General features: G+C 54.1%; 12 protein-coding genes. 2 read left to right on the forward strand and 10 right to left on the reverse strand.

What is annotated here, in order from left to right; genetic code table 11:
* The gene (locus ACR0NO_RS08525; protein ID WP_480723644.1) at positions 1-981 is read left to right on the forward strand and encodes a CobW family GTP-binding protein; all 981 of its coding nucleotides are present in this window, start codon (positions 1-3) and stop codon (positions 979-981) included.
* A gap of 90 nt (positions 982-1,071) precedes the next feature.
* Positions 1,072-2,181, forward strand: a complete 1,110-nt coding sequence (locus ACR0NO_RS08530; protein ID WP_170691667.1) for an HlyD family secretion protein — start codon at positions 1,072-1,074, stop codon at positions 2,179-2,181.
* Between the two features lie 1,077 nt (positions 2,182-3,258).
* On the opposite strand, the gene ACR0NO_RS08535 is transcribed toward ACR0NO_RS08530, so the two are convergent.
* The 10 genes from ACR0NO_RS08535 to ACR0NO_RS08580 all read right to left on the reverse strand — a co-directional run bounded on the left by ACR0NO_RS08535 (position 3,259) and on the right by ACR0NO_RS08580 (position 13,747).
* Complete coding sequence (locus tag ACR0NO_RS08535) at positions 3,259-4,413, reverse strand: Gfo/Idh/MocA family protein (RefSeq protein ID WP_480723645.1); 1,155 nt, start codon at positions 4,411-4,413, stop codon at positions 3,259-3,261.
* The gene (locus ACR0NO_RS08540; protein WP_480723646.1) at positions 4,413-5,468 is read right to left on the reverse strand and encodes a sugar phosphate isomerase/epimerase family protein; all 1,056 of its coding nucleotides are present in this window, start codon (positions 5,466-5,468) and stop codon (positions 4,413-4,415) included. Before ACR0NO_RS08540 ends, ACR0NO_RS08535 begins: the two co-directional genes overlap by 1 nt.
* A gap of 27 nt (positions 5,469-5,495) precedes the next feature.
* Positions 5,496-6,617 carry a LacI family DNA-binding transcriptional regulator gene (locus ACR0NO_RS08545; protein WP_480723647.1) on the reverse strand — a complete coding sequence of 374 codons (1,122 nt, stop codon included), beginning with the start codon at positions 6,615-6,617 and terminating at the stop codon, positions 5,496-5,498.
* Entirely contained in the window at positions 6,562-8,184 is a 1,623-nt protein-coding gene (locus tag ACR0NO_RS08550) for a dihydroxyacetone kinase subunit DhaK (protein WP_480723648.1), read from the reverse strand. Before ACR0NO_RS08550 ends, ACR0NO_RS08545 begins: the two co-directional genes overlap by 56 nt.
* 11 nt (positions 8,185-8,195) lie before the next feature.
* On the reverse strand, positions 8,196-9,188 hold the full coding sequence (locus ACR0NO_RS08555) for an ABC transporter ATP-binding protein (RefSeq protein WP_480723649.1): 993 nt from the start codon (positions 9,186-9,188) through the stop codon (positions 8,196-8,198).
* Positions 9,181-10,278: an ABC transporter ATP-binding protein gene (locus tag ACR0NO_RS08560; protein WP_480723650.1), complete on the reverse strand. Its 1,098-nt coding sequence runs from the start codon at positions 10,276-10,278 to the stop codon at positions 9,181-9,183. Before ACR0NO_RS08560 ends, ACR0NO_RS08555 begins: the two co-directional genes overlap by 8 nt.
* Positions 10,279-10,280: 2 nt before the next feature.
* A complete protein-coding gene (locus ACR0NO_RS08565; RefSeq protein ID WP_480723651.1) occupies positions 10,281-10,469 on the reverse strand; it encodes a hypothetical protein in 189 nt (62 codons plus the stop codon).
* On the reverse strand, positions 10,466-11,404 hold the full coding sequence (locus ACR0NO_RS08570; protein WP_010442361.1) for a carbohydrate ABC transporter permease: 939 nt from the start codon (positions 11,402-11,404) through the stop codon (positions 10,466-10,468). The genes ACR0NO_RS08565 and ACR0NO_RS08570 overlap by 4 nt, the downstream gene beginning before the upstream one ends.
* The gene (locus ACR0NO_RS08575; RefSeq protein WP_155150124.1) at positions 11,401-12,348 is read right to left on the reverse strand and encodes a carbohydrate ABC transporter permease; all 948 of its coding nucleotides are present in this window, start codon (positions 12,346-12,348) and stop codon (positions 11,401-11,403) included. Before ACR0NO_RS08575 ends, ACR0NO_RS08570 begins: the two co-directional genes overlap by 4 nt.
* Positions 12,349-12,427: 79 nt before the next feature.
* Positions 12,428-13,747 carry an ABC transporter substrate-binding protein gene (locus tag ACR0NO_RS08580; protein ID WP_170375848.1) on the reverse strand — a complete coding sequence of 440 codons (1,320 nt, stop codon included), beginning with the start codon at positions 13,745-13,747 and terminating at the stop codon, positions 12,428-12,430.
* Between the last annotated feature and the right edge of the window lie 390 nt (positions 13,748-14,137).

Raw genomic sequence — 14,137 nt, forward strand, 5'->3', positions numbered from 1 at the left:
ATGATCGAATTTGGGTCGTCATCCGCAATCCCCGTAACGATCCTTACCGGCTTTCTAGGAGCCGGTAAGACAACGCTTCTAAACCGCATCCTCACCGGCAATCACGGATTGCGAGTGGCAGTCCTGGTGAATGACTTTGGATCCATCAACGTCGATGCCGACTTGGTGGTCGGCCTCGAAGATGATGTGATGAGTCTAGCGAATGGCTGCGTGTGCTGCTCGATCCGAGACGACCTGATCGAAACGGTAGAGGCCGTTCTCGCCCGGCCTGAGAAACCGGAATATATCGTCCTTGAAGCAAGCGGAGTGTCGGACCCGTCATCAATTGCGATGACATTCACAGATCAAAAGTTTCGGGACATGATCCGCTTGGACAGCCTTATGTGCCTGGTCGATGCGGAACAACTATTTGCCGCGCCGGAACAAATGGAACTGAAGCTCCGTCAAATTGCGTTCTCGGACATGGTTATTTTGAACAAGGTTGATCTTGTCGACAGGGCTACGGTTCAGAAGGTGCATGATTGGCTCGGGTCTCGCTTTCGTCGCTATCGTTTGGTCGAAGCTGTCAATGCGAACGTCCCTTTGGACATACTTCTTTCAGTCGGCCGCTTTGCCTCAGAACAACTGGAAACAGAATTACCAGAGCATCATAAACATGGCCCCGACTGTGGCTGCCACCACGCTGATCATTCAGACGGCTTTTCGACAACTATGATGAAAGCGGAACGCCCGATAAGCCTCTCTTCTCTCCGAAGCGCTATTCGGTCGCTTCCCGGTGATGTCTATCGTCTCAAGGGTTTTGTCTTCAGTGAGGAAGATCCGGATCATCGGATTCTTGTTCAGGTCGTCGGCAAACGCATAGACATCGCGCGGGATGAAGTGTGGGGTGAGCGTAAACCCGAAACCAGGCTTGTCGCGATTGGTGCACCAGGAGCCCTTTCAGAGCACACTCTTTCAGATACGCTACTTGAGACTGTATAGTGGCCCAATAGGCCGAATCTGGTCTTGTGCGTCTTTAGTAAGCTCAGATGCTTCGGTTCCTGGTCCAATGAATTCAGTGGAGTATCTGATATGCTAATCGTTCTGGCGCTGTATTTTGGCCTGGCATGGTTGGTATTTTCCAAACTCCGCCTGTTGCCTTGGAACGCGGTTTCAAAGACCTTCATCTATGGCGGTGGTGTCGTGATTGCATTGGTGGTTATCGGCGCGCTGAACCACACGACACCAAGCGGTACGGTTTCGGTCCAAGGCGCAGTGATCAGCATTGCCCCAAATGTTGCAGGACCAGTGACAGAAGTCGCAGCAGAGCCCAATGAGCTAGTATCAAAGGGGGATGTTCTTTTCCGGATAGATGATACGGAATTCGCAGCCGAGGTCGCTCGACTTGAAGCGTCGCTGGCCTCAGCCCAATCTGAGGCAGATCAACTGGGTCACGACCTTGAGGCGGCTGAGGCTGACATCGCCTCACTGTCCGCGCAACTGGATTTTGGTGTGGCGCGTCGCGATGATATTATCCGTCTCACCGAACGGGGAGCGTCCACTGAGTTCCAGCTTCAGGAAGCCGTTTCAACGATAGAGCAACTTGAGGCGGGCTTGCGCGCCGCAAACGCGCGGAAGGCGGGTCTTGAACGGCGTATTGCCGCCCAAGTGGATGGGGTCGACGTTGGCGTTGCCGAAGTAGAGAATTTGCTGATTCAAGCGCGTTGGGCATTGGAGCAAACAGTTGTACGCGCACCTGCAGATGGCATGGTTACAGGCCTGACCCTGCGCCCGGGGAACCGGGTATCGACTCTGCAAGGAGCAATCAATTTTGTTGTACCGGGCGACAGGGTTCTGGTTGCGACACTTCCTTTGAGTAGTCTGCAAAACATATCCGTTGGCGACACTATTCGAGTTGCACTGCGTAGTATGCCTGGAGCGGAGTTTGATACCACGATTTCGGACATACCACCCGCTACCAGCGAAGGGGCGTTGGATGCCAGAAGTGGGCTTCCGTCACTGCGTGAGTTGATTGGCGCGGCGGACTTCATCGTTGTTGCAGAAATTCCGGAAGATCAGAGTGCAAGGGTGACCAAACTGGGTGCATCAGGTACGGGCTTGGTTATCACCGAGGAAGCAGGCGCAATTTCGGTGTTGGCAGAAATTTTATTCTGGGTCACCAAGAAACTGAATTACCTTTGATTTAACTGAATTGCGCAAGGAACGACCTATGTCGCTACCTGCAAAATCATACTTTTGCTTTGAGCTTCACTAACTGAGCCGTTCGCACCTCGGGACTTGCGGGGCTCAACTTTGGAAGTTCGATTTGGGATCTGTACGGTCCTTGATTGCTCAGCATCCGATGGCAATTTGTTCCGCATTGTCGTCATCAGCAAGTTCGAAACGCTTCGAAGAATGTGTTCGTTACACTCTGTAGAAGTGACGGTTTTATATATCTTACCGGGCCTTTCATTAAACCCCAGACTTTGGCTTAGAAATGCCAGTTTCCATTCCTAGTGTGGAATATTCAGTAGAGTATTTTTTAGTCCAACTTTTTATCACTGCTTAACATATATTTGCAGAAAACAGTTGCTCCTCAGTCCGCCAATTCCCCCTATGCAAGGCGACACTTAGTTCCACCACCAGCGAGAGTACCTTGCCATGCTTGTGTCAGTTCCTTCACCCTGCACCTAGACCGATTTCATTGATCCTGACTTTCTTTTGGAAAATCAGGGCTGATTTGCAGATCATACGCCGAAGGTGCCTGTTCCTGCTGATGAGCCGTATGGCGAACGCGGATGGAGGCGAGGCAATGCTGTTCGACAATAAAGGTACGGCTCGCATGTGCAGCCGAGGAAACGGTGTTGTCTAGTAGGGTTGCCCGAGGGGGAAGGCAGCGTCTTGCCGCTGATGGCTAGGGGTGTTTGGCTTGTCCAAATCCCGCTGATCCAAAACAAGTGCGGCGGTGCAGGCCGCGCTGCTACTCTTTGCGCGAGAACACGTTGTTTTCAAAAAGAACAGGCTGGTTGCCGCATCTGCGTTAGGATGCTGAGTTAGCGAGGCCCGAAAATTGAAGGACGGCTTTGCACGCTAAGTAGCCTTTTGTACTCGTTCCAATGAACGGTCATCACGCAACCGAAGATCGCTTCACATGACACCGGTTCAGCGACGCTCGCGGTTCGTTGTTCCGGAGTGTTCATTAATAGGTTGTGCGCTTCGGTTTTTGGTAGATACCCACGATGCCTTCCAAGATACATGCCCTACGCCCGCAACCAGGATTTAAGTTAAGCTGACCCAAGCCGCATTCCTTGAAGAACTCTGCACACATGCGGCTACAAACTCAACACCATTGAGTCCATCATGAACCGTTGGATAAACAACCGACGCATCAGGTGAAATACCATTCCGGAAAGCTTGGATTGCCTCAGCAGCCTCTCCATAGATATTGGCGAAACCTTCAAGATATCCCTCGGGATGGCCCGGAGGGACTCTGCTCAACCGATTGGCAGCATCACCAGCTCCAGCTCCATTTCGAGTGATCAGTCGCTTGGGTTCGTTGTATGGCGTGAACCAAAGGTAATTGGGATCTTCCTGGGCCCACTCCAGCCCACCTTTTTCGCCGTAGACCCGCAAACGAAGTGCGTTTTCATTTCCGGGAGCCACCTGAGAAGACCACAGCATACCACGCGCTCCACCTTCGAAGCGAAGCAAGACGTGGGCGTTGTCATCGACTTTGCGCCCCGGCACAAAGGCCTGCAAGTCCGCCGCCAGGCTTTCCGCCTTAAGTCCAGTTACAAAGCAAGCGAGGTTGTAAGCGTGGGTTCCGATGTCGCCGGTTGATCCACCAGCGCCAGAGCGTTCAGGATCGGTTCGCCACTCCGCTTGTTTGAAATCCTGCTGCTCGGTCAGCCAGTCCTGCGGGTACTCAACCTGAACCACGCGGATCTTGCCAATATCACCGTTGGCAATCATTTCACGCGCGTGCCGAACCATCGGATAGCCCGTGTAGTTGTGGGTCAAAATGAAAAGCGCATTCGCGCTCTCCGCCGCTTTGACCAGTTTTTTTGCATCAGCAAGGGTCGAGGTGAGTGGCTTGTCACAAATGACATGAATACCGCGTTTCAGGAACTCACGCGCGGCTGCATAGTGGACGTGATTTGGCGTGACGATTGAGACCGCCTCGATCCCGGATTTCAGCCGGGCTTCGCGGATCGCCATTTGCTTGAAGTCTTCATAGACCCGTTCGAGGCCCAGCGCTTGACCACTTTCAATGGATTTCTCTGGCGTCGAAGACAAAGCACCGGCAACCAGCTCGAACTTGTCGTCCAGTCGCGCGGCGATGCGATGAACGCCCCCTATAAAGGCGTCATTTCCGCCGCCAACCATGCCAAGGCGAATACGTCCTGACGTTTCTTCATTGCGTCCTGTGACCATCACTCAATCCCCAGCATTTTACGATTGGCGGCTTCGTCAGCGCCACTATCGGCGAAATCATCAAAGGCTTTCTCGGTCACGCGAATGATGTGGTCGGACACGAACTGCGCGCCCTCGCGCGCGCCATCCTCGGGGTGCTTGAGACAGCATTCCCATTCGACCACAGCCCAGCCATCAAAGTCATTCGCGGCCATTTTTGAGAAGACCGCACCGAAGTCCACTTGGCCATCACCAAGCGACCGGAACCGCCCGGCCCGATCAACCCAGCTTTGATATCCGGAATAAACACCCTGCCGCCCGGTCGGGTTGAACTCGGCATCTTTAACATGGAACATCCTGATCCGATCTTTGTAGATGTCGATATTGTCCAGATAGTCGAGACATTGCAGCACGTAGTGTGACGGGTCGTATAGCATGCAGGCCCGTGGGTGATTTCCCGTCCGTTCCAGAAACATCTCGTACGTCACACCATCGTGGAGGTCCTCTCCGGGGTGGATTTCATAGCAAACATCAACGCCGCAGTCTTCGGCGTGATCAAGGATTGGCACCCAACGACGCGCAAGCTCATCAAACGCCGTTTCAATCAAGCCGGCAGGGCGTTGCGGCCAAGGATAGACATAGGGCCATGCTAGCGCGCCAGAGAATGTTGCATGTGCGGAAATACCCAGGTTTTTTGACGCTGACAGTGCCTTTTTGACCTGGTCTACCGCCCATTCTTGCCGGGCTTTCGGGTTCCCCCGAACGCTTTCGGCTGCAAAGCCATCAAACGCACTGTCATAAGCTGGGTGAACGGCCACAAGCTGGCCCTGAAGATGCGTTGAAAGTTCGGTGACTTCGACGCCATTCTCCCTGGCTTCGCCTTTGAAGTCATCGCAATAGCCGGTGCTGGACGCGGCCTGTTCAAGGTCGAATAACCGGCCATCCCAACTGGGGACCTGAACGCCTTTGTATCCACAATCAGCCGCCCATTTGGTGATCGCGTCCCACGAATTGAACGGTGCTTCGTCCCCCGCAAATTGCGCAAGAAACAAAGCTGGACCTTTGATCGTCTTCATAAAATTTCCTCCCCAAAACCTAAGCCTCTATGGCGGTAAATTTTCCTTCAGATAGATGTCGATACGGATACGTTCCTGCGCTTTGTTGAATGGAACCTTGTCCTTAGTAGCGCGCAGTAGACGGACGGCAGAACGAACAATATGCCCGGTATCCTGCGAGATTATGGCGTCAAATGTGCCAAGCCTAAGCGCCTCACGACTGAGCGGTGTAAGCTCATGCGCTATGATCACCAGATCTTTGCTGAACCTGTTCTCTGAAAGAAATTGTATCAGGCCCGCATTGCCCGCTGCTGACGAGTAAATACCGACCAGATCCGGGTAGGTTTCAAAGATTTCGGGCATCATCTTGTAGATCAGATCCGGGTCATCCCGGCCTTCGACAGACGCTACGACTTGGAGGTGCGGAAATTCCTCGGCCACGACAATGTCAAAGCCTTGGCGACGCTCCAGGTGGTCACGCGCCAAACGGGATCCTGTAAGAACCAAGACCTTGCCGTCGCGATGGACAAACCGCCCCATCAGCTGAGCGGCGGTACGTCCTGCCGAAACGTTATCGATTCCCACAAAGTGGTCTCGCTCGGAACTCGGCAAGTCAGACACCAAGGCAACCACCGGAACGCCTTTGTCCCTGAGCCTTTTGACAGCATCGCGGACAGAAGGCGTTTCGGGCCCAAAAACGGCGACTCCGTCTACATCCAAACTGTCCACAGCATCCAAAATGTTAACGATATCTTGCGGCTCGAACGGAGCGACCTTCTTAATCGCAATGCGGGTCCGCTCGATAAATTGGTCACGGGATTGTTCTGCTATCTGACTGCTGATTGCCTCCACAAACTCGTTGTCAGTGTCCGGCAGAACAAAGAGGAAGTTGTAAACCCGGTTTCGCGCGAGGTTGGCCGCAGCGGTGTCGCGCACATAGCCCAGCTCATCAATTGCCTTTTGTACTTTCTGTACGGTTACGGCCCGCACGCCGGGGCGTCTGTTCAAGACGCGGTCAACAGTCGCCAGACTGACACCCGCGACGCGCGCGAGGTCGTTGACGGTTGGCTTTTTCACCAATTCTAGTTTTTGTTTTTGGTCTTCCACGTGTTCTTCAGCCCTCAATCTCCCGCGCCAAGCCTTCAAACAACAAAGCAACAGCCTCAGCACCGGGATCGTTATGTCCAACTAGGTTTTCTTCGGGAACATAGGCTGCCCGGCCCGCCTTCGCACGACGAATATTCGCGGTGTTGTTCGCGCCTTCGCGGGCAGCCTCGGCCGCATGCGTCAGACCAGATGGCAGTGCGGCAAGCGCCGGTGCCAGGGCGTCAATCATTGTCCGGTCACCGACCTTGGCACCCCCAACCTGGCTGACACGATTTAGGCCCTCGACAAGGGATTTAGGCACGGAGGCTCCGCTTGCGCAGGCATCCCCGGCTGCGTTGAAGAAGATCGCAAGGATCACACCGGAAGAACCACCCATTGTTTGACTCAGTTCGTTGCCCAACGCCGGAAACAGCTGTGTCAGGTCAGCCAGCGGCATCCGGTCGAGGCTACCTTGCAATGCTCTTGCGGCAGTCGCCAATGTACTTCCTGTATCGCCATCTCCGGATTTCGCGTCCAGCTCGTTCAGGTTCTTCTCTGCGTTGATGAGCAGTTCAGATAACCGGGTGATCGTTTCCTTTGTTGCGGGATTGTTCGAAGGAATTGGATCGATCGGGGTTAGGCCATCAGGCAATGGTGCAACTTTGATCGGGTCAATGGAATTGACCCCGGGCCACGCGGCCAGATCAACGGGCGCTGTAAGGGCCGACAAATCGTCTTGATCCACGGGCAGAATGGAAACCGAAAACCCGTGCATATCCAGCGATGTCATCATGGGTGCCGGGCCAATGATATGGTGGGCGATACCAGTTTCGAACAACGCATGCGTTAGGACAGCCATTTCCAGCGGAGTTGTTGAGCCGAGGTTGTTAACCAATGCTACGCAGTCCCCAGACCCAACCCTTTGCTTCAGCTTCTCCACCACGGTGGACATGGCCGATACCGCGTTTGAGAACTCGACTTGCTGTACACCGGGCTCTCCGTGGATGCCCAAGCCAAGCTCTGCCTTCCCGGGTGCGATCCTGTCTTCTTTCGGAGATCCCGGAACGGTGCAGGTGTCCAGGCTCATACCGATGCTGACAACCTTTGCTATGGTGTTTCTTGCGGTGGCAGTGACGGTGTCTAGGTCAGCACCGCTTTCAGCAAGCGCTCCGGCGATTTTGTGAACGAACAACGTACCCGCCACGCCACGTGGTTGCGGAAGGTCGGGCAAGGCGATGTCATCGTCGACGACGACCATTTCAACCTTGCGACCCAGTGCGCGGGCGCGCTCCGCCGCCAACCCAAAATTCAGCCGGTCACCGGTATAATTCTTGACGATCAGCAGGCATCCAGCTTCACCCGTAACCGCAAGAATGCCCGCCAAAACCGCCTCGACCGAAGGTGAGGCGAACACTTCTCCGCAGACCGCGGCTGTCAGCATGCCGGCGCCAACGAAACCTGCATGGGCGGGTTCGTGACCAGATCCCCCTCCGGATACCAGGGCGACCTTCGACTTGTCCCAATCCGACCGGTAAACAACCTTGATATGCGGATAGCCGTCCAGCCGGGTAAGCTGACCGCCAGAGGAAGCCAGAAGGCCGTCTATCGCCTCTGTCACCAAAGTTTCTTTTGTGTTGAGGAACTGGGCCATGCTTTTGCTCCTTAATTCACGCGCGCGCCGGACGCGTCAAAATACAACGGGTTGTTAGGACGGATTTTTATAATCTTTCCAGATGGGTAGTCCTGATGGACATCAATCAAGGTCACAACCGGGTGACCATTCAGGTCCAGGTGCAGCCGTGTTTGATCGCCCAGATGCTCGGCGCGTATCACACGCGCTTCACTACCTTCGCCTTCAATGATGTTTTCCGGGCGAAGACCAATCTGCGGGCCTTTGTGATCGCCTCCGAACAACTCAGACGGCAGGATGTTGATCCGTGGCAAACCCAACCTGCTGGCAACGTAAACACTGCCCGGGTTTTCATAGATATCCCGGGGTGTTCCGTACTGAACCAATCGGCCGTTTTCCAAAACGCCGATATGCGTCGCCATTGTCATGGCTTCGACCTGATCGTGGGTCACGTAGAGCAAGGTTGACCCCAGATCGGCCTGAATCCTCTTCAACTCGACCCGCAGATCCGCCCGTAGCTTGGCGTCCAAAGAGCTGAGCGGTTCGTCCATTAGGAAGATCTGCGGATCGCGCACCAGCGCCCGTCCGATCGACACACGCTGCATTTCGCCGCCTGACAGTTCGGTGGCTTTGTTGTCCAGCTTGTGCGGGATCTGGAGGATTTCTGAGACTTCGTTGACCTTCCTTGCGATCTCATCCTCTGGCGTCTTCAGGATCGGCGACCGCAGAGGGAAAGACAGGTTCTCGCGCACCGTCATATGCGGGTACAGCGAGTATTGCTGGAAGACCATCGCCACATCGCGCTGGGCAGGTGTCTCAATTCCAACGTCACGCCCGGCAATGCGCACCGTTCCTGAATCCAGTTTCTCAAGCCCGGATATCAATCTCAGCGTCGTTGTTTTCCCCGCACCAGTCGGGCCCAACAAAACCACAAAGGCCCCGTTGGGGATCGTCATTGAGATATCATCTACCGCTTTGACGTTGCCGAATGATTTCGAGATATTCTCCAACACGACTTCAGCCATTGCTTAGTACCTCGTCGTTCAGAGCGGATCTCAAAGCACGCCCGGTAGACTCTTCAAATAGCGTTACTGCGGGAGAGCGGAACTCCAATCCCACCGTCTCGCCGGGATTAACGGTTTCGCGTGCATCAATTCGAGCTTTCAGCTCTCCGTTCGGGCTTTGCAGCGTCACGATCTGGGTAGTTCCCAGATATTCTGCCGCCAGGACCTTGGCCCGGTAAGCGCTGTCGTCTGACAGAAAAACATGCTCGGGGCGTACGCCGAAAACCAAGTCACCTTCCGCCCCTTCCATCAGTTTGGGCACGGCTTCGTCATGGCCATTCAGTCGAACCATTTCTGAGCCAGGCTCGACCTTTCCTTGAAAAGGCAGGAAGTTCATAGAGGGAGACCCGATAAAATCCGCAACGAACATTGTCGCTGGTTTGTCGTAGATTTCCTGAGGTGTGCCGAATTGCTCAATCACAGCATTATTCATCACCACGATCTTGTCGCCCATTTGCATGGCCTCCAGTTGATCATGTGTGACGTACACAGTAGTTGCGCCCATGCGATCATGAAGCGCGCGTAGTTCTTCGGCCATGTGCTCACGAAACTCGGCATCCAGGGCGCCAAGAGGTTCGTCCATCATGAACGCCTTGGGTTCACGAACAATTGCGCGCCCGAGCGCCACGCGCTGCCTGTCGCCGCCCGACAGTCCACCTACCGGGCTATCGAGGATGTCTTTGATCCCCAAGATGCCCGCGACTTCCTCGACTTTGGCCTTTACGGCGGCTCGCGGCATGCCCTGCGATATCAGGGGATAGCTGATATTCTTGCGCACGTTCATGTGGGGATACAGCGCGAACATCTGGAACACGAAGGCAATGTCTCGCTCTGATGGCGGCCGCTGGCTGATCTCTTCGCCGTCCAGATAAATCTCACCCGACGTTGGAAGCTCCAACCCTGCGATCATCCGTAATGTTGTCGTCTTTCCGCAGCCGGATGGCCCCAGCAGCATGAAAAACTCTCCATCCTCGATCGTGAACGAGCTTTCGCGGACAGCCGTGAAATCGCCGAACATCTTCTTTACGTTTTTGACTACGATCTGGGCCATTTCTACTCCGGGAAATGGCTGACGATGATGAACATGACGGTTCCGATCAGCGTAACGATGAAGGAATAGGTGAAAGCCCAAAGGACAAAGGGTTGCATCAGCATGAAGACACCCAGTGCGATCAGGATGGTTGCAACCATCTCCCATGGGCCGCGGCGGAGCCGTAGTAATCCGGAAAGAAATTCGCTCATTTGCGTACGGCTCCGAATGTGATCCCTCGCAGCAAATGTTTGCGCATCAGGATGGTGAAAATCATGACGGGGATCAGGAAGATCGTGGCACCTGCTGCCACAGCAGGCCAGTCCAAGCCGCCAATACCGATAATGGTCGGAATGAACGGAGGTGCAGTCTGTGCATTCGCGGATGTCAGCAGCACGGCAAACGCGTATTCATTCCAGGCGAAGATCAGGCAGAAGATCGCAGTTGACGCGATGCCTGTGGCGGCTTGCGGCAGCACCACTTTGTAGAAGGCCTGAAACCTCGTGTAGCCATCTATGAGGGCGGCTTCTTCGTACTCTCTTGGGATTTCGTCGATGAAACCTTTTAGCAACCAGACCGCCAAGGAGATATTTACGCCCGTATACAGCAGGATCATTCCCAGATGCGTATCGCTCAATCCAAGGTTTCTGAACATCAGGAAGATTGGGATGGCGACAGCGACTGGGGGCATCATCCTCGTACTCAGGATGAAGAACAAAAGGTCATCCTTGAGCGGGACCTTGAACCTGCTGAACGCATAGGCGGCCAAGGTGCCAAGGAAGATACTCAAGAAAGTCGAGCCAAATCCGATGATAACTGAATTCATAAAGCGCTCGCCGAACTTGGATGGCCCGACGATCACCATGTCGTACTGGCGGACGATCTCATCGGCCCAGTTCTGTGGCGGGTTGGCTTCTAGAAACTCCTGCGTTTGCCGTGTGCGCGTGGTGAAGAGGTTGACGTAGCCTTCAAGTGTTGGGTCAAAGACCACTTTGGGCGGATAGCTGATCGCGTCGGCTGGGGATTTGAAGCCGGTCAGCAAGATCCATACCAGCGGGATCATCGTGATCAACGCATAAGTGATGACTAGGAAGCCTGCGATCCATTTGGACCGGTTCGAAGGTTCTGTGACGGAAAAACTGCTCATCTCTGTTTCACCTTGTTCAGGGCTTTGACGTAGATCGACGCAAGGCCGAACACGGTGACGAAAAGGATGATCGCATAGGCTGACGCATAGCCCGTACGCCATTTTTCAAAGGCTTCGCGTTTCAGGTTAATCGAAGTGAGTTCCGTCACAGACCCCGGCCCACCACCGGTGAGCTGAACCACCAGGTCGAACATCTTGAAGTTCTCGATCCCTCGAAACAGCACAGCGAGCATCAGGAACGGCAGCACCATCGGGATGGTAATCGTAAAGAACTGTCGTAGCTTGCTGGCCCTGTCGATCTCAGCCGCCTCGTAGATGTAGTCGGGAATACTGCGTAGACCGGCCAGACAGATCAGCATTACGAAGGGGGTCCACATCCAGGTGTCGACAATCACAATCGCCCATGGGGCCAACGTGACGGATCCCAGCATTTCAAAGCTCGATGGGTCCTTGCCGGTAAACCAGGACACGATGTAGTTAAACAGGCCGATCTGAGGCTGGTACAGGAACTTCCAGAAGTTCCCGACAACCGCCGGAGACAGCATCATCGGCAACACGATAATTGTGGTCCAAAGATCGTTGCCCTTGAATTTCTTGTTGATCAGCCACGCCAGAGCAAACCCGATCAGGACCTGGAAAAAGATCGTCCAGAACAGGAAATGCGCCGTCGCCTGCATGTTCAGCCAGGTGTCCGAGTCCGTCAGGATACGCTCGTAATTCCTGAGACCGACATCTTTGACTTCGCGCCCGATCCGATTGGCCTTGTAGTTGGTAAAGCTCAGTTGGATGGTCCAAATCAACGGAAAGATGTTGATCGCCAGCAATAGAAAAATCGTTGGGGAGATGAATATCCAGGCGATCGCGCGGTCGGATAATCCTCGGATTTTTCGCGCAACTCGCTCGGGCGTTGCCTGCGCAACGCGATCTACGGTCCTGTCAGACATCTCTTTGCCAGTTCTTGTTGGTGTAGGACTCACGGGTGAAGGTGGAGCGGGATTGCACCCGCTCCGGCCTGTGTCCGGATTACAGCTTGCCTTCGTCTTCGAAGACTTCCGTCCAATCTTCGATCAGAAGATCCAACGCTTCCTGAGCTGTACCTTGGTCAGCAACCACGTAGTCGTGGATGCGTTTCTGCATTGCCAGCAGAAGCTCAGCATAGGCAGGCTCTTGCCAGAAATCCTGCACACCGCCCATTGCTTCCAGGAAGTCACCGGCAAACGGTTGGCTGTCTACGAAACCAGGATCTTCTAGCACCGAGTTATGCGCGGAGTATCCTCCAAGCTCCCACCATTTGGCTTGCACTTCTGGCTGCGCGAACCACTTGATGTACTCAAGTGCGGCATCCTGTTTGTCAGAGTAGCTGACAACAGAGATACCTTGTCCACCCAGTGTCGAACCTGCCTGATTTTGGGGTGGGTTCACGAAGAAGTCGATCTTGTCACCGCCGGTATTGGGGTCGGCATAAAGACCTGGGAAGAACGCAAACCAGTTCATCGCCATGGCGACCTGACCGGATTTAAAGGCGTCCAGGCTCTCACCCATGTACGAATTGGTGTACCCCGGAGGCGTCGCCGTTTCGTAGAATTCCTTGTAGAACTCCAGAGCTTCAACCGCTTCGGGTGAGTTTACGGCGCCTTCCATGTCATATGAGCCCGGGGTGTTTTCGTATTTGAAGCCCCAAGGATACAGCGCTCCGGTCACACCCATGGTGATCCCTTCCGAGCCGCGCTCGGTAAAGATTGCTGCCCCATAGACGGTCTTGCCGTCGATCTCACGACCTTGGAAGAACTGAGCGATCTGCAACAACTCTTTCTGAGACTGAGGTTCACGCAGGTCCTGACCCGTAGCCTCTTTGTAAGCGGCCTGGATGTCTGGGTTCTCGAACCAGTCCTTGCGATAGAACCAGCCGTTTGCATCGCCCATCGCAGGCAGCGCGTAGTAGTTTGGTGTGCCCTTAGGCCACGTCGAGTACGCGTAGACAGTGGCCGGTGCGAAATCGTCCATGCTGATGCCTTCAGCATCGAAGAACTCGTTCAGCTGGACATAATGACCATTCTCAGCGCCACCACCGATCCATTGGCTGTCACCAATCAGCAGGTCGCAGAGCTTACCGCCAGAGTTCAGCTCGTTCAGCATCCGGTCCGCGAAATTTGGCCAGGGAACAAATTCGAAGTTCATCGTATGGCCGGATTCTGCTTCGAATTCTTTCGATAGCTCAACGAGCGCGTTGGCCGGGTCCCATGCAGCCCAACAAAGCGTCAGATCTTCAGCATTTGCCTTGGTGGAAAGAGTAGTAGCGGCAAGGACTATTGCGCTGGCCGAGGCCAGTTTTGTGTAAGTCATCCATTCCTCCCTTTTTGCGCCGTCAATCGAGGATGTGCGAATCGCGGCATACTTCCAAGGCTATTTGAGGTACGCACCTCAAGTCCAGAAATTTTTGAGGTTCGTACCTCAAATAGTCAAAGAAGGTCGTCGACATCGCTTTTTAGTTATTGATTTAATTTAATTTACTTGTTTTCGTTGATGCGCATGTATTTTTGACAGTTAGGATTTTTGAGGCCCTGTTGATCCAAAATGGTACATCCCGTACCGCTGCAATGATGTGTCCAGCAGGTTAAGCGAACACGCTTTTGAGACACTCACAGATTATTTGGTCGATACCTTGGAGAATTGGAGATAGCGTCAAACAGCACGGACCACGCAGGATCGTGTAAAACTCGTTTGGTCAGGTGC

This window comes from Ruegeria sp. CL3 (genome assembly GCF_056536505.1).